The 23,595-nt window shown below is 57.6% G+C and carries 18 protein-coding genes and 1 tRNA gene; 14 read left to right on the top strand and 5 right to left on the bottom strand.

Translation table 11 applies throughout. The annotated features are described in order from the left end of the window. The first annotated feature begins 2 nt into the window (after positions 1–2). The 10 genes from pheA (at position 3) to KYE_RS07650 (ending at position 11,048) form a co-directional block, all read left to right on the top strand. A complete protein-coding gene (gene pheA, locus KYE_RS07695) occupies positions 3–1,100 on the top strand; it encodes a prephenate dehydratase (protein ID WP_008172067.1) in 1,098 nt (365 codons plus the stop codon). A 45-nt stretch (positions 1,101–1,145) separates the two neighbouring features. Then, positions 1,146–2,270 (top strand): histidinol-phosphate transaminase, encoded by a 1,125-nt coding sequence (gene hisC / locus KYE_RS07690; protein WP_008172066.1) that lies wholly within the window; start codon positions 1,146–1,148, stop codon positions 2,268–2,270. Between the two features lies 1 nt (position 2,271). Further along, the gene (locus KYE_RS07685; protein ID WP_008172065.1) at positions 2,272–4,500 is read left to right on the top strand and encodes a bifunctional prephenate dehydrogenase/3-phosphoshikimate 1-carboxyvinyltransferase; all 2,229 of its coding nucleotides are present in this window, start codon (positions 2,272–2,274) and stop codon (positions 4,498–4,500) included. Next, positions 4,500–5,180 (top strand): (d)CMP kinase, encoded by a 681-nt coding sequence (gene cmk / locus KYE_RS07680; RefSeq protein WP_008172064.1) that lies wholly within the window; start codon positions 4,500–4,502, stop codon positions 5,178–5,180. The genes KYE_RS07685 and cmk overlap by 1 nt, the downstream gene beginning before the upstream one ends. Positions 5,181–5,310: 130 nt before the next feature. Further along, complete coding sequence (rpsA, locus tag KYE_RS07675) at positions 5,311–7,005, top strand: 30S ribosomal protein S1 (protein WP_008172063.1); 1,695 nt, start codon at positions 5,311–5,313, stop codon at positions 7,003–7,005. A 134-nt stretch (positions 7,006–7,139) separates the two neighbouring features. Beyond that, positions 7,140–7,436 (top strand): integration host factor subunit beta, encoded by a 297-nt coding sequence (locus KYE_RS07670; RefSeq protein ID WP_008172061.1) that lies wholly within the window; start codon positions 7,140–7,142, stop codon positions 7,434–7,436. A 59-nt stretch (positions 7,437–7,495) separates the two neighbouring features. Next, positions 7,496–7,798, top strand: coding sequence for a LapA family protein (locus KYE_RS07665; RefSeq protein ID WP_008172060.1), 303 nt, complete (start codon positions 7,496–7,498; stop codon positions 7,796–7,798). Further along, positions 7,798–8,967, top strand: a complete 1,170-nt coding sequence (gene lapB / locus KYE_RS07660) for a lipopolysaccharide assembly protein LapB (protein ID WP_008172059.1) — start codon at positions 7,798–7,800, stop codon at positions 8,965–8,967. Before KYE_RS07665 ends, lapB begins: the two co-directional genes overlap by 1 nt. Positions 8,968–8,999: 32 nt before the next feature. Next, complete coding sequence (pyrF, locus tag KYE_RS07655; RefSeq protein ID WP_008172058.1) at positions 9,000–9,710, top strand: orotidine-5'-phosphate decarboxylase; 711 nt, start codon at positions 9,000–9,002, stop codon at positions 9,708–9,710. 303 nt (positions 9,711–10,013) lie between these two features. After that, a complete protein-coding gene (locus tag KYE_RS07650) occupies positions 10,014–11,048 on the top strand; it encodes an IS110 family transposase (protein WP_008172057.1) in 1,035 nt (344 codons plus the stop codon). A gap of 651 nt (positions 11,049–11,699) precedes the next feature. Here the strand turns inward: KYE_RS07650 and KYE_RS07640 are convergent. Together KYE_RS07640 and KYE_RS07635 are read right to left on the bottom strand one after the other, a co-directional pair. After that, a tRNA-Asn gene (locus KYE_RS07640) sits at positions 11,700–11,775 on the bottom strand. A gap of 70 nt (positions 11,776–11,845) precedes the next feature. After that, entirely contained in the window at positions 11,846–13,030 is a 1,185-nt protein-coding gene (locus KYE_RS07635; RefSeq protein ID WP_008172055.1) for a pyridoxal phosphate-dependent aminotransferase, read from the bottom strand. A gap of 183 nt (positions 13,031–13,213) precedes the next feature. Between KYE_RS07635 and uvrB the strand changes: the two genes are divergently transcribed. After that, positions 13,214–15,274, top strand: coding sequence for an excinuclease ABC subunit UvrB (gene uvrB, locus KYE_RS07630; protein ID WP_008172053.1), 2,061 nt, complete (start codon positions 13,214–13,216; stop codon positions 15,272–15,274). Here uvrB and rimI read toward each other — a convergent pair whose 3' ends face one another. Then, positions 15,275–16,393 (bottom strand): ribosomal protein S18-alanine N-acetyltransferase, encoded by a 1,119-nt coding sequence (gene rimI, locus KYE_RS07625; RefSeq protein ID WP_008172052.1) that lies wholly within the window; start codon positions 16,391–16,393, stop codon positions 15,275–15,277. A 201-nt stretch (positions 16,394–16,594) separates the two neighbouring features. Between rimI and KYE_RS07620 the strand changes: the two genes are divergently transcribed. Beyond that, the gene (locus tag KYE_RS07620; RefSeq protein ID WP_008172049.1) at positions 16,595–18,094 is read left to right on the top strand and encodes a RimK family protein; all 1,500 of its coding nucleotides are present in this window, start codon (positions 16,595–16,597) and stop codon (positions 18,092–18,094) included. 19 nt (positions 18,095–18,113) lie between these two features. Here the strand turns inward: KYE_RS07620 and KYE_RS07615 are convergent, their stop codons facing one another. Then, positions 18,114–19,274, bottom strand: coding sequence for a cation diffusion facilitator family transporter (locus KYE_RS07615; protein WP_008172046.1), 1,161 nt, complete (start codon positions 19,272–19,274; stop codon positions 18,114–18,116). A 409-nt stretch (positions 19,275–19,683) separates the two neighbouring features. Here KYE_RS07615 and KYE_RS07610 point away from each other — a divergent pair, with 409 nt between their 5' ends. Then, positions 19,684–20,703, top strand: coding sequence for a quinone-dependent dihydroorotate dehydrogenase (locus KYE_RS07610; protein ID WP_008172044.1), 1,020 nt, complete (start codon positions 19,684–19,686; stop codon positions 20,701–20,703). 172 nt (positions 20,704–20,875) lie between these two features. On the opposite strand, the gene rmf is transcribed toward KYE_RS07610, so the two are convergent. Further along, positions 20,876–21,088, bottom strand: a complete 213-nt coding sequence (gene rmf / locus KYE_RS07605; RefSeq protein WP_008172042.1) for a ribosome modulation factor — start codon at positions 21,086–21,088, stop codon at positions 20,876–20,878. A gap of 299 nt (positions 21,089–21,387) precedes the next feature. On the opposite strand from rmf, the gene rlmKL reads away from it, so the two are divergent. Then, positions 21,388–23,580 (top strand): bifunctional 23S rRNA (guanine(2069)-N(7))-methyltransferase RlmK/23S rRNA (guanine(2445)-N(2))-methyltransferase RlmL, encoded by a 2,193-nt coding sequence (rlmKL, locus tag KYE_RS07600; RefSeq protein ID WP_008172039.1) that lies wholly within the window; start codon positions 21,388–21,390, stop codon positions 23,578–23,580. Positions 23,581–23,595 lie beyond the last annotated feature (15 nt).

Here is a 23,595-nt window from a genome sequence, read left to right as displayed (position 1 = left end):
TCATGAGTGATGAGCAGGTTCGGCTCGGAGAGCTGCGGGACGAGATCGATCAACTTGATCAGAAGATCATGGAGCTGATCAGTGCCAGGGCCGCCTGTGCCCAGGAAGTGGCGCACGTTAAAATGACCGCCAATCCGGGGCAGGACGTCTTTTTCTATCGCCCCGAGCGGGAGGCCCAGGTGCTTCGCCGCATCAAGGAACAGAATCCGGGGCCGCTGTCGGGTGAGGAAATGGCCCGTCTGTTCCGGGAAATCATGTCGGCCTGCCTGGCGCTGGAAAAGCCCATGCACATTGCCTTCCTGGGTCCGATTGGCACCTTCACACAGGCGGCAGCGCTCAAGCATTTTGGTCACTCGGTGGTCAGCGTGCCTTTGCCGGCCATTGATGCGGTATTCCGGGAGGTCGAATCCGGCGCTGCTCATTACGGCGTGGTGCCGGTCGAAAACTCGACCGAGGGTATGATCAACCACACCCTGGATATGTTCATGTCCTCGCCGCTGAAGATCTGCGGCGAGGTTCAGCTGCGGATTCACCATCACCTGCTTGTGTCTCCGAAGCATGGCGACCAGGAAATCACACGGATTTATTCCCATCAGCAATCGTTTGCCCAATGCCGGCAATGGCTGGACACCCACCGCTACGGCATCGAGCGGGTTACCGTCTCCAGCAATGCGGAAGCGGCCCGGCGCGCAGCCGAGGAGCCCGGCACGGCGGCTATTGCCGGTGATATGGCGGCCGAGCTCTATGGCCTGCAGAAGCTGGCGAACAGTATTGAGGATCGCCCGGACAATACCACACGCTTCCTGATCATTGGCCGGGAGGAAGTGCCTGCCAGTGGCCACGACAAGTCGTCTATCCTGGTGTCCATGCGCAACAAACCGGGGGCCCTGTATCAGCTCCTCGAGCCGTTCCATCGTCACGGGCTCAGCCTGACCAGAATCGAAACGCGGCCCTCGCCAAGTGGCACCTGGGCCTATGTGTTCTACATCGATTTTGAGGGACATATGGAAGACGAACAGGTCCGGAAGGTTCTGGCAGAAGTGGATGAAGAGGCCGTTGAGCTCAAACGCCTGGGTTCCTACCCGATTGGCGTTCTGTAAGTATCTGCACCTGCGTTTCTGAGCAAAGAGTGTCGAGGACGATTTATGGCCATTGATTACCAGAGCCTGGCGGTTCGCGGCGTACAGGCCCTCTCACCGTATCAGCCGGGCAAGCCGATTGAAGAGCTGGCCCGTGAGCTTGGCCTCAATCCGGCAGAGATCATCAAGCTGGCGAGCAACGAAAACCCGCTGGGGCCGAGCGAAAAAGCGCTGTCGGCCGCGCGGCAGGCCCTCTCCGAGCTTTGTCTGTATCCCGATGGCAACGGATTCAACCTGAAGCAGGCGCTTTCGAAGCGTCTGAACGTCGGGATGGATCAGATTACCCTTGGTAACGGCTCCAACGATGTACTGGAAGTCATTACCCGTTGTTTCGCCGATGCAGATTCCGAAGTGGTTTTCTCCCAGTACGCGTTCGCTGTCTACCCCCTGGTGACACAGGCCATCGGTGCCAGGGGTGTGTCTGTGCCTGCCCGGGAATGGGGGCACGATCTGGACGCCATGGCCGTAGCGGTTACTGATCGCACTCGCCTCGTGTTTGTCGCCAACCCGAACAACCCGACGGGTACCGTTCACACGGCGGACGCCATCGAGGCGTTCCTGAAGAAAATCCCCGAGAACGTGCTTGTGGTTCTGGATGAGGCCTACTGTGAATACCTGACCGGTGATCAATACCCGGACGGTGTCGAGCTGTTGGCCCGTTTCCCGAATCTCATCGTTTGCCGCACGTTCTCCAAAGCCTGGGGGCTGGCGGCTCTGCGGGTAGGTTACAGTATCTCCTCGCCGGCCATCGCAGACATTCTTAACCGGGTGCGTCAGCCATTCAACGTGGATACGGTTGCCCTGTCTGCGGCCACGGCTGTGCTTGAGGATGAAGACTATCTCCAGCGTTCCCGGGATGTGAACACAGCCGGTCTGCGTCAGTTGCAGGAGGCATTCGACCGGATGGGGCTCAGTTACATCCCGTCAGCCGGGAACTTTGTTGCCGTGGAAGTGGGGGAGCAGGCCATGGGCGTGTACCAGTCCCTGCTGGCCCACGGCGTGATTGTTCGGCCCATCGGCGGTTATGGTATGCCCCGGCATCTTCGGGTTTCTGTCGGGCTTCAGGAAGAAAACGAGCGCTTTATTGATGCACTGGCGCAGGCCCTGGCGGCCTCGGGGTTGAGCGACTGATATGGCGCCGTCCGAGCCTCTGTTTAAACGGGTAGCGGTGATTGGCCTGGGGCTGATTGGCGGCTCCCTGGCCTGCGCGATCCGTCGCAATGGGCTTGCGGGTACGGTTGTTGGTGCGGATCATCGCACTGAGGAACTGCAGCTCGGTAAAGAGTTGGGTGTGATCGATCAGGCGGCGTCAACGGTGTCTGATGCAGTTCGTGGCGCGGACCTGGTTGTGCTTGCCGTTCCGGTACGAGCAACACGCGCGGTTCTTGAGCAGATTCGCCCGTCTCTGGAGCCGGACGCGATACTCACCGATGTCGGTAGTACCAAATCCAGCTTCGTAGCCGATGTTGAGGCCGTGTTCGGCGGCTTGTCGCCTCTGGTTATTCCCGGTCATCCCATTGCCGGTTCCGAGAAGAGTGGCATCCGGGCGGCAAATCCCGAGCTTTTCGCCAACCACAAGGTCATCCTTACGCCGCCGGACAATGTCAGCCAGCCCCACCTGGCTCGCCTGCAAGGGCTCTGGGAGGGCTGCGGTGCCACGGTGCTGACCATGTCGGTGGCGTATCACGATGAGGTGCTGGCAGCCACCAGCCACTTGCCTCACCTGATCGCGTTCTCCCTGGTAGATACCCTGGCGGGTGAAGATGAGAACATGGACATCTTCCGGTACGCCGCCGGTGGCTTCAGGGATTTCACCCGGATTGCGGCCAGCGATCCGGTGATGTGGCACGATATTTTTCTGTCGAACCGTGATGCGGTTCTTCGTGTCATTGACCACTTTACCCACGACCTCGAACAACTGCGCACTGCCATTGCCAATCAGGACAGTGCCACGTTGTTGCGGGTTTTCAGTCGCGCCAAGGCGGCGCGTGAACATTTTTCGAAGATGCTCTCAGGACAGGCTTACGTGACAAACAACAGTGAAAAGCAGGTAACGTTCCGTCTTCAGTCCGGTGGCGCGATCACCGGTGATATCCGGGTGCCCGGCGACAAGTCAATGTCGCACCGGTCCATCATGCTGGGTGCTCTGGCAGATGGCGTAACCGAAGTGAAAGGGTTTCTGGAGGGTGAAGACAGCCTGGCGACGCTCCAGGCATTCCGGGATATGGGCGTTACCATTGAAGGCCCGGACGACGGCTTTGTTCGCATCCATGGTGTTGGCATGCACGGGCTTCAGGCCCCCCGCGGGCCTCTGTATCTGGGTAACTCGGGAACCGCCATGCGGCTGTTCGCCGGTTTGCTGGCGGCCCAGCCCTTTGATTCCGAGCTGACCGGCGATGCGAGTCTCTCCGGTCGCCCGATGGGGCGGGTTGCCGATCCTCTCAGGGCGATGGGCGCCGTTATCGATACCGCAGAAGGGGGGCGCCCGCCACTGAAAATCCGTGGTGGCCAGAAGCTGTCCGGTATTCACTATGAAATGCCGGTGGCCAGTGCCCAGGTCAAATCGTGTCTTCTGCTGGCCGGGCTTTATGCCGAGGGCAGTACATCGGTGACCGAGCCGGCGCCTACTCGCGATCATACCGAGCGCATGCTGGCGGGCTTTGGCTACCACGTCCACCGGGACGGCGCGACCGCCAGTGTTAGTGGCGGCGGCAAATTGACGGCGACCAATATTGACGTCCCTGCCGATATTTCTTCGTCTGCATTTTTCCTGGTCGCGGCCAGTATCGCCCCGGGCTCCGATCTGATCCTTCGCCACGTTGGAATGAACCCGACCAGGGTTGGTGTGATCAACATCCTGAATCAGATGGGCGCCAATATCGAGATTCTGGACGAGCGCGAAATCGGTGGTGAGCCGGTTGCTGACCTTCGGGTCCGCTCGGCGGAGCTGCAGGGTATCGACATCCCTGAGGATCAGGTGCCCCTGGCCATCGATGAATTTCCGGTGCTATTCATCGCCGCGGCCTGCGCCAATGGTCGCACGGTTTTGCGTGGCGCTGAGGAACTCCGGGTCAAGGAAAGCGATCGGATCCAGGTGATGGCAGATGGCCTTGCTGCATTGGGCGTGGACACTACCGTAACCCCGGACGGCATTATTATCGATGGTGGTCAGACCATCGGTGGCGGTACCGTGAACAGTCACGGCGACCACCGCATCGCAATGTCCTTTGCGGTCGCTTCCCTGCGCGCTGCGGGTGACATTACAGTGAACGACTGTGCCAATGTGGCTACGTCTTTCCCCGGTTTTGTGGAACTTGCGCAAGGAACGGGAATCAATATCTCGGCCGAGGGGGCTGAATAATGGTTGATAGCAGTGCGCCGGTGATCACCGTGGATGGTCCCGGGGGTTCCGGCAAAGGCACGATTACCCAGATGCTGGCCCGAAAGCTGGGCTGGCATCTTCTGGACAGTGGTGCTCTTTATCGGCTGACGGCGCTGGCCGCGGCTCGCCAGGGCGTGTCCATGGATGATGAGAGCGGGCTGGTAAAAGTCGCCGCCGGACTGGATGTGGCGTTTGAGCCCACGCCGGCAGGTGAGCCGGTAAAAGTCGTTCTGGCAGGGCAGGACGTGACCGCAGATATACGTACAGAATCGGCGGGCGACAATGCTTCAAAGGTGGCTGTGATCCAGTCGGTCCGTGACGCCCTTTTGCAGCGCCAGCGGGACTTCCGGCAGGCGCCGGGCCTTGTGGCCGATGGCCGTGATATGGGGACCGTGGTGTTTCCGGACGCGCCGGTAAAAATCTTCCTGACGGCAAGCGCCGAGGAGAGGGCTCAACGGCGCTATAGCCAGTTGAAGGACGCGGGTGTCGATGTTAATATTGACGCCCTTTTAGAGGAGATACGGGTTCGTGATGAACGGGATATGAACCGTTCCGCAGCCCCTCTCAAGCCCGCAGATGATGCGCAAGTCATTGATTCTACGGGATTGAGTATAGAAGAGGTGTTAGACAGGTGTATGGCCGCAGCAGGTCAGGCCTGACTACACCTTTTTGTCGTTGAAATGCCGGATGTAGCGTTATCTGCCAGCCACAGGCTTAATCCGGAACTTGTTAACAGACCGTGTTGCTGGTGGCACGGAGTACACTTGCGTTGATCATATAGGACTCATAATGAGCGAGAGCTTTGCGGATCTTTTTGAAGAAAGCCTAAAAGAAATTGACATGCAACCGGGTTCCATCGTCCAGGGAACCGTTGTAGACGTCGATAACGACTGGGTCACCGTTAACGCCGGACTGAAGTCCGAAGGCGTTATCCCCGCCTCCCAGTTCCTTAACGAAAAAGGCGAGTTGGAAATTGCTATCGGCGACGTTGTCGATGTAGCTCTCGACGCTGTTGAAGACGGCTTCGGTGAGACCCGTCTGTCCCGTGAAAAGGCCAAGCGTGCAGAAGCCTGGAAGGTACTCGAGAAGTCCTTCGAAGCTGAGGAAGTGGTTAAAGGTATCATCAACGGTAAGGTCAAGGGTGGCTTCACCGTCGATCTGGCCGGCATCCGTGCCTTCCTGCCTGGCTCGCTGGTAGATGTTCGTCCGGTTCGCGACACCGCGCACTTGGAGAACAAAGAACTCGAATTCAAGGTTATCAAGCTCGACCAGAAGCGTAACAACGTGGTTGTTTCCCGCCGCGCCGTTCTGGAAGCTGAGAACAGTGCCGAGCGTGAAGCTCTGCTGGAAACCCTGACCGAGGGTATGGAAATCAAGGGTATCGTCAAGAACCTGACCGACTACGGCGCGTTCGTGGATCTGGGTGGTGTTGACGGCCTGCTGCACATTACCGATATGGCCTGGAAGCGCATCAAGCATCCGAGCGAAATCGTTAATGTTGGCGACGAAATCAGCGTCAAGGTTCTGAAGTTCGATCGTGAGCGCAACCGTGTTTCTCTCGGCCTGAAGCAGCTGGGCGAAGATCCCTGGGTTGATATCAAGGGTCGTTATCCGGAAGGCAGCAAGGTTACAGCACGCGTTACCAACCTGACTGACTACGGTTGCTTTGCTGAGTTGGAAGAGGGTGTTGAAGGTCTGGTTCACGTATCTGAAATGGATTGGACCAACAAGAACATCCATCCGTCCAAGGTTGTCCAGGTTGGCGACGAAGTGGGCGTGATGATTCTGGATATCGACGAAGAGCGTCGTCGTATCTCCCTGGGTATCAAGCAGTGTGTATCCAACCCGTGGGAAGACTTCTCCAGCAACTTCAACAAGGGCGACCGCATCTCCGGTAAGATCAAGTCAATCACTGACTTCGGTATCTTCATCGGTCTGGATGGCGGCATCGACGGTCTGGTTCACCTGTCTGACATCAGCTGGAACGAGACTGGCGAAGAAGCGGTTCGTGAATACAAGAAGGGTGACGAAGTTGAAACCGTTATCCTGTCTGTTGATCCGGAGCGTGAGCGTATCTCCCTGGGTATCAAGCAGCTCGAAAGCGATCCGTTCGCCGAGTTTGTGCAGCTGAACGACAAGGGCTCTATTGTTAAGGGAACCGTGTCTGCAGTTGATGCCAAGGCAGCTACCATTGCCCTGAACGACGAAGTTGAAGCGGTACTGAAAGCCTCTGAAATCAGCCGTGACCGTGTTGAAGACGCACGCAACGCGCTGAAAGAAGGCGAAGAAGTTGAAGCGAAGATCATCAGCATCGATCGCAAGAACCGCATCATCAACCTGTCTGTGAAGTCCAAAGATGTTGAGGACGACAAGCAGGCACTGGAAAACGTGCGGACCAAAACTGCGGAAACTTCCTCTGGTGCGACCACCATCGGTGATCTCATCAAGGAGCAGATGCAGCAGCAAAACGCCAACAAGGACTAATCTTCCGGTTGGTACGAAAAAAACGGGCTCTAAGAGCCCGTTTTTTTTGTGTTTTTTTCTGGTTTGGCTAAACTAGGTAGTCATGGGAATCCGGTAACCGACGGCCAAATAAAAATGAAAGAGGGAAACGCCTCATGACGAAGTCCGAACTGGTCGAGCTGATTGCTTCCAAGCAAACTCAGCTCTCCGTTAAAGATGTCGAACTGGCTGTAAAAACCATCATCGAGCACATGTCCCAGTCGCTTGCCGATGGTCAGAGAATAGAAATCCGGGGATTTGGCAGTTTTTCCCTTCATCACCGGGCCGCGCGTACCGGGCGCAATCCGAAAACCGGTGAGGCTGTTCAGTTGCCAGCCAAATATGTGCCGCACTTCAAACCCGGCAAGGAATTGAGAGAGCAGGTCAACGACAGCTTGAAGAAAGGCTTTTAACAGCTGCTCAGGGAACGCGTATAATTCGGGCATCAATGCCCTTTGGGAGTGCTATCGCTATGGCAGGATTGCAGAAGATCCTCATTATTCTGTTGGTTTTGGTCCTGGTTCTGCTGGCACTGGTATTCTCGCTCAACAATCAAATGGCAGTCTCCCTCAACTTTCTGTTGTTTGAAACCCAGCCCCATGGTGTTGCCGTCTGGATTATCATGGCATTTGTTGTCGGTGCCCTTGTTGGCGTGCTGATGACCATGCTGGCCACCGTTCGCAACTCGGTGTCCCGGCGAACCCTTCAGAAACGACTTGATCGCGCCGAGCAGGCATTGGAGAAATCCAGGGCCCAGAACGACCGGACTCTTTAATGGATATCGTATTACAGTGGCTGCTGCTAACAGTTGCAGTCGCCGTTGGCTGGCTTGTGGGCCGGCTGGGAAGCGGTGACAGGCGATCCGGCAAAACGATTTCCGATGAGGAATCGGTGAAGGACCGTCTCCAGTTCCTGTTCACGAACTACTCCGACCAGGCGGTTGAGAATTTCGTCCAGTCCCTTGCGGTCAACAAGGATACTGTCAGTCTCCACCTCTCCATTGGCAGCCATTTCCGTAACAAGGGCGAAACCGATCGCGCCATACTGATCCACCAGAACCTTCTGGCCAGGCCCGAATTACCCCCGAGATTCTCCCCGCAGGTGACTCTCGAGCTTGCCCGCGATTACCTGAACGCGGGGCTGCTTGACCGCGCCGAGGCATTGTTGCACCAATTGATGGGCGACAAGGATTATGGTCGGCACTCCTCCCAGCAGCTCATCGACCTCTACCAACAGGAAAAGGAATGGGCGAAGGCTGCCGAAGTTGCCCGGACGCTGACACGTGGAGACGCCGACCCGGCAATGTTCAAAGTGCTGGCCTACCTGACATGCGAGCTGTCGGAAGAGTCCCTGAAACAGGACGACCGCTGGGCTGCCCAGAAACTGGCTAAGGAGGCGCTTGAGTACGATCGCTCTTGCGTGCGGGCCAATCTTATTATGATGAAGCTGCTGGTTCGGCAGGGCAGCTATCGCGAGGCAGGCAGCCAGTGCCTGAAAGTATTCGAACAGAACCCGGAGTTTGGGCCGGAAGCCATCGACCGGCTCATGAAACTTGAGCATGAGCACGGCGACATTGGCCGGTTGGCGAAAAAACTGCGCAAGCTTTACGAAAACTACCCGAGCACCAGTTTGTTGCTGGCTCTGGTGGAGTCCGTCGAGCGTGCCTCGGGGCGACCGGCTGCCATCGACTTGCTCAGGCAGGAACTGGAAACCCGCCCGAGTGTCCGTGGCTTGCTCAGGCTGGTGGAAATGGCCGGCTATGAGAAGGGCATGACCACTGATGAGGGCAGGCTGGTGAGCCGTATTGGCCACCTGATTCTCGCCAATCGTCCCGTCTACCGTTGTGTCAGCTGTGGTTTCTCTGGCCGTCAGCTGCACTGGCTTTGCCCAAGCTGCAAGCAATGGGAAACCGTGCGCCCGATCCAGGGTGTTGAAGCCGAATAAACCTTTACCGAATTTCCGCAGGACAAGTGAACGTGCAAACCGCTAACGATCCCAAGATCATCGTCGCCCTCGATTTTCCCTCCCAGAATCCTGCCCTTGAGCTGGTCGACAAACTGGACCCGAGCAAATGCCGCCTGAAAGTGGGTAAGGAACTGTTCACCCGTTCCGGCCCGCAATTGGTTGAAGGGCTTCAGAAGCGTGGATTCGACGTATTCCTGGATCTGAAATTCCATGACATCCCGAACACCACCTCAGCTGCCGTTGCAGCTGCCGCCGATCTCGGTGTATGGATGGTCAATGTGCATGCCTCTGGTGGCGAGAAAATGATGACCGCCTGTCGGGAACGTCTGGAAAGCTTTGGCGCGGATCGCCCGCTGTTGATCGCCGTCACGGTCCTCACCAGTATGAACGCCGACGACCTCGTCGGCATCGGCATCACCGATTCCCCGGAAGCACAGGTGTCCCGACTGGCAACCCTCACCAAAAATTGCGGCCTCGACGGCGTCGTCTGCTCCGCCCAGGAGGCACCGAAGCTTAAAGTCGAGCAGGGCGCCGACTTCAAACTGATCACACCGGGTATCCGCCCCCTGACGGCCGATAAAGGCGACCAGCAGCGCATCATGACGCCCACAGATGCCCTCAAAGCCGGTTCCGATTACCTCGTGATCGGCCGTCCGATTACTCAGGCGTCTGACCCGCTGGCTTCCTTGGAGGCTATTCACTCCGAAGTGATTGGACTCTAGCCCTATCCGGCCCTCGAATCCTGACCTAGCCTTTGAGTAATGGTGGCAGGGACAGCTGGCAGGGCTTTCCAAAACACGCTACAAGCACGTCCGTGTGCGCTTGTTTCGGGCCGTCCATGGCCCTCTACAGTTTTGGAATGCCCTGCCAGCTGTCCCGTTTAGACCTTCCAGTTGACCGCATTTTCCCGAAAGACAGATGCAGGCTTAGGTCGATGAGATGGTCTCCTCCCCTCCTAATCGGCGTCGCAATGCGCCAGGATAGGGAAGGAGAATTTTCCTATCAGAAACGAGTGGGAGGAGACCATGAGTAAGGTTACAACGGTTGGCATTGATCTCGCAAAGAACACGTTTGTCCTTTTTGGGCTGGGCCCTAAAGGTCACAGCGGGTGGAAGCGCAAAGTGCGCCGCAAGCAGTTGCTGGAGCAGCTGGTGCGTTTGGAGCCTTGCACAGTCGCTCTTGAGGCGTGTGGGAGCTCGCACTATTGGGCTCGCCAGATACGAGCGTTAGGGCATCAGGTTGAGTTGTTACCGCCTCAACATGTGAAGGGCTATCTTCGAGGTCAGAAAAACGATTACAACGATGCTCAGGCCATTGCGGAGGCCAGTGAACATGGGCGAATTCGCCCGGTGCCGATCAAAGAGGTCGAGCAGCAGGATGATCAGATGCTGCACAAGCTGCGCCAGGGCGTGAGCAAGGATCGGGTACGAATCAGCAATCAGCTTCGAGGATTGCTGGCCGAGTACGGTGTGATCATGCCCCAGGGAATAGCGGCGCTGCGCCGGGAGCTGCCACTGGCACTGGAAGACGCTGACAACGGGTTGAGCGAGCGGGCCCGGCAGTTGTTGCACCGCCAGTATCAGCGTTTTCTGGAAGTAGAGCAGGAACTGGCCTGGTACGACCAACAAGTAAAGCAGAGATCGAGACAGGATGAGACCTGTCGGCGCCTGCAAGCGATACCGGGCGTTGGTGAAGTCGTCGCCAGTCTGCTGAAGGGCTGGATGGGTGATGGCCGCCAATTCCGGCGAGGCCGAGACGCTGGCGCAGCGCTGGGCCTGATCCCCCGTCAGAACAGCACCGGGGGCAAAGACGTCTTACTGGGAATCAGCAAGCGAGGCGACCCGTACGTACGCGCCCAACTGGTTCACGGGGCGAGAGCGGTGGTTGCCCGTGCGGACGGGAAAATGGACCGCCTCAGCCGATGGATCCAGCGACTCAAGGCAGAGCGAGGGTTCAACAAGGCAACCGTCGCATTGGCCAACAAGTTGGTTCGCATTGCCTGGGTGATTATCGCCCGAGGCGAGCACTACCAGCCATCGGAGCAACGGCTGGCGGTATGAATAAGTCAGGGATTGACTGAGCTAAATCACCGACGCGACGTCGGAAAGTAAAGCGGTTACCCTTCCCGCAGGTTGCGAGGGTCACAGCAATCGATGGCATAACAGGTCAGACCGGCCTGCCGAAAACCTGACTAATCCAAGGGCCCCAGAGGCCGTTAGGTCGATAAGGACGGCAGGCGCGGATCTTCCATCAAGGCCAGAGGCGACAAAGCCGCCTCATCAAACAGGCCGGATATACGGGCGCAAACCTGTCCCTGACATTGAGTGCTGAGACCTTGCAAACGGGGAGGAGACCATATACGGATTATGCTGTGCCAATCCGACCTACATTTAGGTGCAAATTCTAGCCGCATATCCTTAGGTGCCTTTCGGAAACTCAGCGAATAAGTCGGGAGTATATCGTTGGGTCTGGATCGGTGGTGTGGGGTTGCCCTCCCAAAAATGTCTGTGGCCATGGATGGCCACAGTCAAGCGCACATGGACGTGCTCGTAGCGTTTTTTGGGAGGGCGACCCCACACCGCCAGCCCCGAATGCAGCAGGCTAGGGCAGGAGCACGCACCACCACTCAAGATGTGGTCAAAAAACGTAATGCAAAAGAGAAGGCAATAAAAAACCCGCTAACTCAGAGAATTAGCGGGCTTTCAGAATAGTGGCTCCCCGAGCTGGGCTCGAACCAGCGACAAACGGATTAACAGTCCGTTGCTCTACCAACTGAGCTATCGGGGAACGTCGTCGTGTGACGAGGCGCGTATATTAAGTTGGCAATACCGCCCCGTCAACCCCTGGCCAGAACTTTTTAGCCAAGCGCTTTCTGAAGGCGTTCGACAGCCTTTTCCAGGTTTTCCATGCTGGTCGCAAAGCTCAGGCGCATGTGGCCAGGGCAACCGAAGGCGGAACCCGGGACCAGTGCCACGCCGGCGTCGGTCAGCAGTTTCTCGGCGAATTCAACGTCGGTGCTGACGCTGGAATCCGCATCGATGGCGCCCTGGAAGCTGGGGAACACATAGAAGGTACCGTCGCCGTTCAGGCATTCAACGCCTGGCAGCTTGTTCAGTGCTTCTACCAGCCAGTCGTGGCGTTCCTTGAAGGCCTTGACCATCTCGCCCACGCAGCCCTGATCGCCATCCAGCGCAGCCTGTGCCGCTGCCTGGGAGATGGAGGCCGGGTTGGAGGTGCTCTGGGACTGGATCTTCTTCATTGCACCGATGATTTTCGCCGGGCCCGCGGCGTAGCCGATACGCCAGCCAGTCATGGAGTAGGCCTTGGATACGCCATTCAGGACGAAGGTGCGGTCATACAACTCAGGCGTGGCGTTCAGGATGTTGCAGAACGCTTTGCCGGTCCAGAGGATCGGCTCATACATATCGTCGGTGGCGATCATGATGTTCGGGTGCTTCTTCAGCACCTCGCCGATGGCCTGCAGCTCTTCGAGGGTGTAGGCCATGCCGCTCGGGTTCGAGGGGCTATTGATCACGAACAGGCGGGTACGCTCGGTAATCGCGTTTTCCAGCTGCTCCGGAGTGATCTTGAAGCGGGTTTCAGCACCGGTTTCGATAATCACGGGTTTGCCTTCAGCCACCAGCACCATATCCGGGTAGGAAACCCAGTACGGGGCAGGGATGATGGCTTCGTCACCCGGGTTCAGTGTGGCAAGTGCGAGGTTGAAAAAGCTCTGTTTGCCACCACTGCTTACCAGTATCTGGTTGGCTTCGTAATCCAGGCCGTTGTCCCGTTTGAACTTCGCAATAATCGCTTTTTTCAGGGCTGGCGTACCATCCACGGCAGTGTATTTTGTCTGGCCGTTATTGATGGCTTCAATGGCTGCCTGTTTGATGTGATCAGGTGTGTCGAAGTCCGGCTCGCCGGCACCCAGGCCGATAATGTCCTGGCCTGCTGCGCGGAGTTCCGCGGCCTTGTTGGTGACTGCGAGGGTGGGAGAGGGCTTGATAGCCTGTACTCGGCTGGAAAGTTGAAGGTCCAAACTTGCGCTCCTTAAAGCTGCGTCTGATAGGGCTGCGACCGCCGGGTGCCAGAGCTGCTGGCTGATTTACGCCCAGCCGTCGATCGCACTGATGGTATCATGAAGCCAGTGTATCGCTAAATTTCTCGAATGGCAGGGGCTGTTTCGCCCGTGCGTCGGTTTTACCGGAGGTTTCCGCCAGTTATGGCCAGTAATCAGGCAAACGTTTCCGCCAGAGAGGGTGTGTTCCAGGTTGATTCACCGTTCCAGCCAGCGGGAGATCAGCCCAAGGCAATCGAGGGGCTGGTGGATGGTATCCACTCTGGCCTGGCACACCAGACGTTGCTGGGGGTAACCGGCTCCGGTAAAACCTTCACCATCGCTAATGTCATCCAGCAGGTCCAGCGGCCTACCATCATCATGGCCCATAACAAGACGCTGGCCGCCCAGCTCTATGGTGAGTTCAAGGAGTTCTTTCCCGACAATGCGGTGGAGTATTTCGTTTCCTACTACGACTACTACCAGCCAGAAGCCTACGTGCCCTCGTCGGACACGTTTATCGAGAAAGACGCCTCCATTAACGAGCACATCGAGCAGATGCGTCTGTCTGCCACCAAGGCATTGCTGGAAAGACCGGATGCCATCATTGTGGCGACGGTGTCGTCTATCTATGGCCTCGGTGACCCCCAGTCCTACCTGAAGATGATGCTGCATCTGGACCGGGGCGATCAGATCGATCAGCGATACATCCTCCGACGCCTGGCCGAACTTCAGTACACCCGGAACGATATCGAGTTCCACCGGGCCAATTACCGGGTACGCGGCGATGTGATCGATGTATTCCCGGCGGAATCCGAGAAGGAAGCTATCCGCATCGAGCTCTTCGATGACGAGGTTGAGAATCTCAGCTATTTCGACCCGTTGACCGGTGAGGTCCTGCGCCGAGTGCCACGGGTCACCATCTACCCGAAATCGCATTATGTGACGCCCCGGCAGACGGTGCTGGATGCGGTCGAGCATATCAAGGTTGAACTGGATGGGCGGCTGCAGCAGCTGCGGGACAACAACCGCCTGGTGGAAGCGCAACGCCTGGAAGAGCGAACCCGGTACGACATCGAAATGATGCTGGAACTGGGCTATTGCAACGGCATCGAGAACTACTCGCGCTACCTCTCGGGTCGCCGCCCAGGTGAGGCACCGCCGACACTGTTTGATTACCTGCCGCCCAATGCCTTGCTGGTGGTGGATGAATCTCACGTGACCATTCCCCAGATCGGCGCCATGTACAAGGGCGACCGGTCTCGGAAGGAAACCCTTGTTGAGTACGGTTTCCGCCTCCCGTCGGCGCTGGATAACCGACCCATGAAGTTTGAAGAGTGGGAGCGAATTGCGCCCCAGATGATCTTCGTATCCGCAACCCCGTCCACTTACGAGGCCGAGCATGCGGGTCAGGTGGTGGAACAGGTGGTGCGCCCCACCGGCCTGCTGGACCCGGAAATCGAGGTGCGTCCCGCGTCTACCCAGGTGGACGATCTGCTTTCGGAGATCCATACGCGGGTGAAGGTGAAGGAACGGGTTCTGGTGACCACGCTGACCAAGCGTATGGCCGAGGATCTCACCGACTTCCTGATGGAACACGACATCAAGGTTCGCTATCTGCACTCGGACATCGACACCGTCGAGCGCGTGGAGATCATCCGGGACCTCCGGCGGGGGGAATTCGATGTGCTGGTGGGCATCAACCTGCTGCGGGAAGGTCTGGACATGCCCGAGGTTTCGCTGGTGGCCATCTTGGATGCTGACAAGGAAGGTTTCCTGCGCTCCGAGCGCTCACTGATCCAGACCATGGGTCGTGCGGCGCGGAATGTCCACGGCAAGGCCATTCTCTACGGTGACCGGATTACAGGCTCCATGCAGCGGGCTATTGATGAGACAGGGCGTCGCCGGGCCAAGCAGGAAGCTCACAACCTGGAACAGGGCATTACCCCGCAGGGCCTGAACAAGAAGATTGCCGACATCATGGAAGGTGCCGGAGGCGGCGGCCGTGGCCGTCGCAAGGCCGAGCGCCCGGGGCAGAAAGCAGCCGAAGAGGCGGAACAGTATCGGGCCAAGGCTGGCAATCGATCGCCGGAGGAGGTCCTCAAGGAGGTGTCCCGGCTTGAGGATGAAATGTACAAGGCCGCTTCCGAACTGGATTTCGAGACGGCTGCGCGCCTGCGTGATGATATCGCCGAGCTGAAAGAGGCGGCACTGCGGACCGGCTGATCAGGCCGGTCGCTTGGGCCCTACGATGATCGCAGCCTGCAATGGCTGGTTCCTGCCGTACCGTGAAATCTGGCTGAACACCCGGCGGTCGACCGGCAGGTACTGCTTGTCGGCCACGGTTTCGCCGAGTTCAGCATCGATTTCCGGGTCGTGCAGGTACACGAACTGGTCGTCAATCGCGCAGACGGTGACCCAATGGGGCACGCGGCTGCGATTCAGTTGCCAGGTGCTGATCAGGATGACCGGAATTCTGCCTTCGTGAAGGGCTTCTTCCATCGCTTCGAGGGTCAGCGGGTCATGGTGTAGCTGAATGCCTGTCTTGCCGATGTCGTGTAAAAAGCCCTCGTGTACCAGCTCCAGTACCCGCTTCTTGTCCTCGCTTCTGACGGTGTCCTTGAAAAGGGCTCCTTCCATGCTGATCCAGGCGCTGGCTTCAAAACCCCGATTCCACGCTGCGAGCGCCAGTCCATGAGGGCCGCAGCCGCCGTGGCCGGCGAGCATAAATATGGTGGTCGCTTCTCGCCAAAGCCTGAGTTCTTCCAGGGTTGTGAGTGGTTGCTGTTCATCCAGAGCTGCCATCGCCATGATTAGCGCCGCCGGCCCGCAGGAGAAATCCGTGGTCTGCGGATAGTAGGGAACGGCCGGAAATTCTCTTGAAGGCTCGTAGAACAGAATCCTTCGCTCGAAGCGAAGGGCGTCTCCGTGGTCTTCGTAATAGTCCCGGTAGGTGCCGAACTGGCGATAGCCCAGGCGCTTGTAGAGGTTGATGGCGCCTCTGTTATCCTCGCGGACTTCCAGGCGCATGATGATACGGCCAGCCTCCACCGCCTCCGATTCTGCTTCCCGTACCAGTTTCTCGCCCACGCCCTGGCCACGCACAGCTGGCGACACCGCAATGGAGTAGATCCGGGCGAGCCGGGTGGCAGCGCTCATCAGAACCAGGCAGTAGCCCACCAGCTCGCCATCGGCCTCGGCCACAATCAAGCGGTCTCTGGGCATTTCCAGAAAGCGACGAAAACTCCGCCGAGAGAGGCGGTCTTCGGTGAAGCACCGGTTTTCGAGCAAGACCAGGGCGTCGAGGTCCTTGCTGGAGGCTTGTCGGAGCTGGAAATCAGGCATTGAGAGACGGCCTTGAAAAACGCGAGGAGGGCATGCTGGTGGGCTTCCCGTACTCCGCTATTATGTGTGAGAGTCAGGGTAACGCAAAGACCACAAGGATGCGTAAAAGCACGCATTATGCGCCGATTGTGCAGCGATTGTGACCGGCGTATTGTGGCCTCAATTACCACAGGCAAGACCTTTCAGGGAGGAATGCCTTCAATGTCCCGATTGCTTATCGTAGTGGACCGCTCCAAAGACTGGGCGCCTTATTACCCCAGTGAGGACGTGCTGACGTTTGACCAGTACCTCCAGTTCTCAGCTCCGCCCGCCAGTCGGGTGAGGGTCATCAACCTGTGTCAGAGCGCCCGTTACCTGAGCAAGGGGTATTATTGTTCACTCCTGGCGGAAGCCCGTGGTCACCATGTCGTACCCTCGGTGATGACGCTCAATGATCTCGGCCGCAAAGGACTGTTTTCACTTGAGCTGGAAGAGCTTGATGAAAGCGTCATTAACTGGCTGGAAGCAGCGGGTTCGGCAATTGACCCTGCCAGCGATGAGCGCGCGGCCACCCACGAAGTGCGGGTCCGGACCTACTTTGGCCAGGCCGAGCACCCGGATCTGAAGCCGGTCGCCCGGGCGCTGTTCGAGCGGTTCCCTTGTCCGATTCTTGAAATTGTTTTCAAGCGCCGCAAGCAGTGGCAAATCGAGTCCATGAAGCCGGCGGCTCCGGCGGATCTGGGTGAGCAGGAGCAGGACGTGTTCGCGGCGGCCCTGGATCGTTTCAGCAGCATGGTCTGGCGTAAGCCACGGACCCGACGCCGTTACCGCTATGATCTGGCGGTGCTGGTCAATCCCGATGAGGAGATGCCGCCGAGTGACAAGGTTGCCCTGAAGCGTTTCGAGAAAGCCGGTCGCAAGCTGGGTATCAACGTTGAGCAGATTACCCGGCGGGATTATATGCGCCTGCCGGAATACGATGGGTTGTTCATCCGGGAGACCACTGCCATTGATCATCATACCTACCGGTTTGCCCGCAAGGCGGCCGCTGAGGGCATGGTGGTCATTGATGACCCGGTGTCGATCCTCAAGTGCACCAACAAGGTGTTCCTTGCAGATCTCCTGAAGAACAACAAGGTTCCCACACCCAAGACACTCATCCTGTCGAAAGATCAGAAAAACGCTGTCGAGCAGGTCATCAGTGAGCTGGGTTTTCCGGTAGTTATCAAGATCCCGGATGGTGCGTTTTCCCGCGGCGTAACCAAGGCCGAAGACGAGAAGACCCTCCGTGCCGGGCTGAGAGACCTGTTCAAGCAGTCCGCCCTGGTGCTGGCTCAGGAATACCTTTACACCGATTACGACTGGCGTATTGGTGTGCTCGGTGGGCGGGCCATCTACGCCTGCAAGTACATGATGGTGAAAGGCCACTGGCAGATCTATCAGCACAGCGAATCCGAGAGTGAGAGCGGTGGCTTTGAGACCATGCCCACGTATGAGGTGCCAAGGAATGTCATTCAGGCGGCCCTGAATGCCACCAGACTGATCGGCAACGGGCTGTACGGTGTGGATATCAAACAGTCAGGCAACCGGGTTGCCGTCATCGAAGTCAACGACAACCCGAGCATTGATGCGGGCGTGGAAGACCGCTTCCTGGGGGGCGAGCTCTACACTCTGATCATGCAGGAGTTTCTTTCAAGGATGGAAGAGAACAGGCGTCGCTAGGTTCTATGGCCGGCGGCTTTCAGGGGCCGGCCACCCAGACCCGGACACTCCCAAACCAGGGGTAATCACCGAGCTCTTCCCTGATGTTTGAGGATGAGAAGACGGTTTCACCCTCGGGGCTGTCCAGGAACAGCTCCAGATGCACCTTGTTTTTCAGATAGTGCAGCCGGAGCCGGCTGTGTTGCGGCAACTCTCCCAGGTGTCGGGCCAGGATGGCCCGGATGTCTTCACGGGAGGGCAGGCGCTCGGAGGTCAGCGGCTGATCTTCGTCGTTTTCGGCGTCGATGTGGAAGTTGATGTCCCGGATGTTGTCCAGGGCATCCCGCATTCCCGAGACAACCTGCATGCCGATCTGATGCCCTTCCGATACGCTGATTTCCGGACGAACCACCAGGTGAATATCCAGCAGAATGTCGTGCCCCATACGACGGCTGCGAAGTTCATGCACGTTGCGCACTCCGTCTGTGTCCCGGGCGATACTCTTGAGCATCTCCGTGTCCTCCTGGGAGAGGCCGGTATCCACGAGTTCCTTGACGCTGTCCCAGGTAAACTTCCAGCCAATGTGGATAATGATGCCTGCGATCACCACCGCCGCGAACACATCAAGCCAGACCATGCCGAGCATGGCGCCGGCCGTGGACACCAGAACCACGACTGAGGAGAACGCATCGGTTCGGCTGTGCCAGGCATTGGCGATAATCAGATCCGAGCGGATCTTCAGGCCGACGTGGCGTGTGTATCGGAAAATCCATTCCTTGCCCGCAACAGACGCTGCAGCTGCCACCAGAACCGGCCAGCCAGGCACAGTATCCACGCCACCCTCTATCAGGCGTAGGGTATTTTCCCAGGCCAGGGCGGCGCCAACGGCAATCAGGATGCTGCCCAGAACCAGAGTGCCGAAGGTTTCGATTCGCTGATGGCCATAAGGATGGTCGTCATCCGGCTCCTGGCGGGATACCTTCATGACGCCAAGAACAACCAGATCAGAGGCAACATCCGTAAAGGAGTGAATGCCATCCACCAGCAGGGCCTGGGAGTTAAAAAGAGCACCACCAATGACTTTTATGACCCCGAGTACGGCATCGAGAATCATTCCGATAATGGTCACGCGCGAGGCCGCCTTCATTTCGCCCGCGAGGTTTTCCCGGTGCTGTTGGGCGGGGGAAATCGGCTCTTGCATTGATGCACTCCAGATCAGAAGACAGGTGCCAGTATAACGTTATTCTCAAGGGCTTTGGCAGGGGTGGCTAAAAGAGGGGATTTCAAGTGATTTATGCACATCATTGCAGAACGATGACTGGGTAACATTTTGTTTAGTATTTGTCGACAGCCATGAGAAAAATATATAAACGATTGAAAATAAACATAAAAATAACTGGTCAAAAAATGATCAATTTGTAGATTGGCGCAGTTATCAAGGGATGGCAACCGTTGCCCCGCGATTTTCAACAGGTTTATCCACAGATTCCGTGGAAAAGGTCATGAGAGTGCCATGATACAGTCATTTACAGCTGATTTGGTTCTATCCCGGGATGCTGTGGAAAACTTCCGGTATACTCCGCCCACTTGGATCAGGGGAGTTTTTTCAGATGTACGGCGTTATCCGCAATCTGCTTTTCCGCCTTCCAGCGGAGCAAGCTCACAATGTTGCATTGAATGGTCTCGATCTTGCGCACCGATTAGGCGTTTTGAGCGCTTTTTCACCAAAGATAGATTCATTGCCAGTGAATGTTATGGGGCTGGATTTTCCGAACCCCGTCGGGCTTGCCGCAGGTCTGGATAAGAACGCCGATCACCTCGATGCGCTTGGCGCCCTGGGCTTCGGTTTTATTGAAGTCGGTACCGTGACGCCTCTGGCGCAGCCCGGCAACCCCAAACCACGGATGTTTCGGCTGCTGGAGCATCAGGCCATCATTAACCGGATGGGTTTCAATAACGAGGGACTGGACCACTTGCTGGCCCGTGTGGATCAGCGCCGCTACAAGGGCGTGCTTGGAATCAATGTTGGCAAGAACAAGGACACGCCCAACGACCAGTCCGAGTCCGATTACCGGAAGGGAATTTCGGCAGTTTACAGTCGGGCCGATTACATAACGGTGAATGTGTCCTCGCCCAACACGCCCGGCCTTCGGGATTTGCAGTTTGGAGACTCTCTGAAGGGCCTGCTGGAGGCCATCAAGGACGAACAGTTCCAGTGTGAGAAGGAGCATGGCCGGTATGTGCCTGTGGCTGTGAAGATCGCCCCGGACATGGACGATGACGGTATCCGCTTCGTGGCATCCGCCCTGCGTGAGACGGGCCTTGATGGCGTGATTGCCACCAATACAACGATCGGTCGGGATGCCGTGGCAGGTCATACCCATGCCGATGAGGCTGGTGGCCTCAGCGGTGCACCGGTGCGGGAGCCTTCTCTCAGGGTTATCCGGGGGCTTTACGCGGAACTGGGGGAATCACTACCGATTATTGGTGTCGGCGGCATTATGGACGGTGAAAGTGCAGCCGAGAAAGTCCGGGCCGGTGCCAAGCTGGTCCAGATCTACACCGGTTTTATTTACCGGGGGCCTGAACTTATTAAAGAGGCTGTTGAGGCTATCCGGCAGGTCAAGTGATTTACCGCGCCCCATAACGAAGGTGGGCCCGCTTAGCGGGCCCGAGCGGGGAATGAACCCCGTGGCGCTTCATCGCATGGTACGGGGCGGGAGGCCCCGTTTGGGTTGCTCTGAGTACTGCGTCAAATTGTGTGTAAAAAGATCAGATTAAGAATCGGGGTTAGTTGAGGCGTCACGCTGTCGTAACGTTAGCCAGTTTATGGATGCCGGATACGCCGGTCATGCCCTCCCATTGATCTGTGCGGCCTTCTCGCCACCCGTTTAGCCATTCCTGGCGAACTTCGGCCTGTTCAATTGGGCAGCTGTCTTTTGATTTACCGGACACGCCAGCGAGATAACCCCGCTTGAATGCACGAGCGTACATGTCTCTTTTCTGTCTTTTCATGCCGTTCCTCACTAATGGATTAACAGAACAAGCGTGTACACATCTGCAGTGGCTTCGACAAGTGTTACCCCTCCGGGATAACCCACTATTGTCAGCTCAAGCCAGAGCAGTCAGGATCCTGTTAACGGAGGGTTTAGTGCCCTCCGGAACGACGCGTCAATTACAAGGTAAGTCGAACCTTGCGCGGATGTACACTAATTATTTCATCTATGTGACGCTTTTTTTATAGTTATGTGAACTAACGAATTGCTGCAATTTCCGGAACAGCCGTTATTCCGGAAACTTACCTCAAGCCGTCGATGAACCAGGAGTTGAACTTGTCCAAATCTGTATTTTTCGTAACCTGCCCGAAGGGAGTTGAATACCTTCTGGCGGACGAGCTCAGCACCTTTGGCCTGGACACCGTGCGCAATGCGCCAGCCGGAGTCTGGGTGGAAGGTTCTCTGGAGGCTGGCTACCGCGCTTGCCTGTGGTCACGCCTGGCCAACCGCTTGATCCTTCATATTGATGAAGTGGATGCCAACAGCGGCGATCAACTCTATGACGGCGTTGTGCACATGGACTGGCAGCAGCATATTCCGGTGCATGGCAGCTTCCGGGTGACTTTCCTCGGCCAGAACGAGGCCATCCGGAATACCCAGTACGGTGCGCAACGGGTAAAGGACGGCATTGTGGATCGGTTCCAGGCCAACGGCGGCCCTCGTCCTTCAGTAGATGCCAAGAATCCCGATGTGATTGTCTCCGCCCGTCTCAATCGGGGAAGACTGTCACTGGGCATCGCCCTTAGTGGTCACAGCCTGCACATGCGCGGCTACCGTACGGATAAAGGGATAGCCCCCCTGAAAGAAAACCTGGCGGCAGCATTGCTGATGCGCGCGGGCTGGCCCGAGATTGCCGCGGCCGGTGGCGATTTCGTGGACCCGATGTGTGGGTCCGGCACTCTTGTTATTGAAGCCGCCATGATGGCGCTGGACATGGCGCCCGGCCGCAAGCAGGAACGGTTCGGCTTCGAGAAATGGCCTGGCCATCAGCCGGAACTCTGGTTGTCCCTGCGCCAGGAAGCGGAGCGCCGCGCCCATGAAGGCAAACAGGGGCGCGTCCCGAGACTGGCTGGCTTTGATCAGGATAGCCGGGTCATCGCGACGGCCTGGAAAAACATTCAGAGAGCGGGGCTGGAGAGTATTGTCCACGTTGAAGCGCGGGCGGTCGACGCTTTGGATCTGGAGGGTGACTGGTCCGATCAGGGGCTGGTGCTGACCAATCCTCCCTACGGCGAGCGGTTGAGTGAGCGCAGGGAGCTGGGCGCCCTGTACCAGGCCCTGGGTGATGCAGTGAAACGCACGGTTCCGGGTTGGCGCCTCGGCGTATTTACCGGCGCCCCGGAATTCGGTAAATCCATCGGTTTGCGGAGCTACAAGCAGTATCGACTTTTCAACGGCAAGCTGCCCGCTCAGTTGCTGCTGTTTGAGATCAATGACGTCAGCGCCATGACACCTCGGGCGCCCGATATTCCCGGTGAGGTTACCCCTCGTATTGCCAGCGAGGAACGTGCGGCCATGCTCCGCAACCGCCTCAGGAAAAACATGAAAACCATTGGCCAGTGGGCAAGAAAGCAGGGCATTGGTTGCTACCGTCTTTACGATGCCGACATGCCGGAGTTTGCCCTGGCAATCGATATCTATGAGGGCAGGGTTCACGTGCAGGAGTATGCCGCGCCGAAATCGGTGGACGAGCGCTCCGCCCGTGAACGCCTGGCCGAAGCCCTTGCGGTTATTCCCGAAGCGCTGGGCGTGGAGCGGGAAGAGATGGTGTGCAAGCAGCGTCAGCGCCAGACGGGCACCAGCCAGTACGAAAAGCAGGCGGCCAGTGGCGAGTTCTTCAAGGTTCACGAGCATGGCTGCGTGCTGAAGGTGAACCTGAAGGATTACCTGGACACCGGACTGTTCCTCGATCATCGGCCGGTGCGGCACTGGATTCAGCAACACTCGGCAAACCAGCGGTTTCTGAACCTGTTCTGCTATACCGGCGCGGCTACTGTGCATGCCGTGGTTGGAGGCGCCAGCCGGTCTCTGAGCCTGGATATGTCAAAGACCTATGTCGGCTGGGCCGAGGAAAACCTGGCCCTGAACGGCGCCGACCCGAAGAAGCACCGGGTAGAGCAGGCGGATTGCCTGGCCTGGCTGGCGGACCGCAACACAGTAGACCAGCGGTTCGATCTTATTTTCATGGACCCGCCTACCTTCTCCAATTCCGCTCGGATGGCGGGCGTTCTGGATATCCAGAAGGATCATCCGAAACTGGTCCGGCAGGCCATGGCGCGGTTGAGTTCCGACGGGTTGCTGATCTTTTCCAACAACTTCCGGCGGTTCAAGCTGGACGAGGTACTGGAAAGCGAGTTTGAGATTGCCGAAGTTACTCGGGATACCCTGGACAAGGATTTTCAGCGCAACGCCCGGATCCACAGGTGCTGGCACATTCGCCACAAGGCGTAACCGCTATCGAATAGC

This window comes from Marinobacter manganoxydans MnI7-9, from assembly GCF_000235625.1.
Classification (GTDB): domain Bacteria; phylum Pseudomonadota; class Gammaproteobacteria; order Pseudomonadales; family Oleiphilaceae; genus Marinobacter; species Marinobacter manganoxydans.
The sequence above is the reverse complement of the archived record's forward strand: the minus strand, read 5'-3'. Positions and strand labels throughout refer to the sequence as shown.

Excerpts from the sequence above, each read along its gene's own strand:
- pheA (WP_008172067.1), top strand. The coding sequence starts at position 3 with ATGAGTGATGAGCAGGTTCGGCTCGGAGAGCTGCGGGACGAGATCGAT.
- hisC (WP_008172066.1), top strand. The coding sequence starts at position 1,146 with ATGGCCATTGATTACCAGAGCCTGGCGGTTCGCGGCGTACAGGCCCTC.
- KYE_RS07685 (WP_008172065.1), top strand. The coding sequence starts at position 2,272 with ATGGCGCCGTCCGAGCCTCTGTTTAAACGGGTAGCGGTGATTGGCCTG.
- cmk (WP_008172064.1), top strand. The coding sequence starts at position 4,500 with ATGGTTGATAGCAGTGCGCCGGTGATCACCGTGGATGGTCCCGGGGGT.
- rpsA (WP_008172063.1), top strand. The coding sequence starts at position 5,311 with ATGAGCGAGAGCTTTGCGGATCTTTTTGAAGAAAGCCTAAAAGAAATT.
- KYE_RS07670 (WP_008172061.1), top strand. The coding sequence starts at position 7,140 with ATGACGAAGTCCGAACTGGTCGAGCTGATTGCTTCCAAGCAAACTCAG.
- KYE_RS07665 (WP_008172060.1), top strand. The coding sequence starts at position 7,496 with ATGGCAGGATTGCAGAAGATCCTCATTATTCTGTTGGTTTTGGTCCTG.
- lapB (WP_008172059.1), top strand. The coding sequence starts at position 7,798 with ATGGATATCGTATTACAGTGGCTGCTGCTAACAGTTGCAGTCGCCGTT.
- KYE_RS07650 (WP_008172057.1), top strand. The coding sequence starts at position 10,014 with ATGAGTAAGGTTACAACGGTTGGCATTGATCTCGCAAAGAACACGTTT.
- uvrB (WP_008172053.1), top strand. The coding sequence starts at position 13,214 with ATGGCCAGTAATCAGGCAAACGTTTCCGCCAGAGAGGGTGTGTTCCAG.
- rimI (WP_008172052.1), bottom strand. The coding sequence starts at position 16,393 with ATGCCTGATTTCCAGCTCCGACAAGCCTCCAGCAAGGACCTCGACGCC.
- KYE_RS07620 (WP_008172049.1), top strand. The coding sequence starts at position 16,595 with ATGTCCCGATTGCTTATCGTAGTGGACCGCTCCAAAGACTGGGCGCCT.
- KYE_RS07615 (WP_008172046.1), bottom strand. The coding sequence starts at position 19,274 with ATGCAAGAGCCGATTTCCCCCGCCCAACAGCACCGGGAAAACCTCGCG.
- KYE_RS07610 (WP_008172044.1), top strand. The coding sequence starts at position 19,684 with ATGTACGGCGTTATCCGCAATCTGCTTTTCCGCCTTCCAGCGGAGCAA.
- rmf (WP_008172042.1), bottom strand. The coding sequence starts at position 21,088 with ATGAAAAGACAGAAAAGAGACATGTACGCTCGTGCATTCAAGCGGGGT.
- rlmKL (WP_008172039.1), top strand. The coding sequence starts at position 21,388 with ATGAACCAGGAGTTGAACTTGTCCAAATCTGTATTTTTCGTAACCTGC.